Source organism: Dellaglioa sp. CoH-57-MRSF-20, from assembly GCF_056781955.1.
Window position 1 is genome coordinate 1 of sequence record NZ_JBXAXV010000210.1, and the last position, 316, is coordinate 316.

The 316-nt window shown below is 54.1% G+C and carries 1 protein-coding gene; it reads right to left on the minus strand.

The window, feature by feature from the left end; translation table 11 throughout:
• Positions 1 to 135 precede the first annotated feature (135 nt).
• Positions 136 to 316, minus strand: a 181-nt coding sequence (locus tag AC1RPN_RS08795; RefSeq protein ID WP_481763809.1) for a hypothetical protein, incomplete at its 5' end; no start/stop codon positions are given.

Here is a 316-nt window from a genome sequence, read left to right on the forward strand (position 1 = left end):
GAGCATTTGGCTTCGGCTCCCACACCAACGACACACGTAGGCGGTAGTTCGGAGCTATCATCAGGTACTCTTCCTCGTGATGATTGCCGCACCGAAATTCGCGTTTTTGGTAAATCGGGAACTTTGGCGTTGCGCTCATGGCCGCACCATACGCGAGGTAGCTGCCGCGACGATTGCGGCAATCACTTCTTCATCGTCACGCATTTCGGTCATCACGTGTTCCGTCATCTTGCTTGTGATTTCGGACGCGGCGGCCGAATCATTCTGCAAAAGGCTGATCACATAGTCACGGATCAGCCGTTCTGTTGCGCTGTAG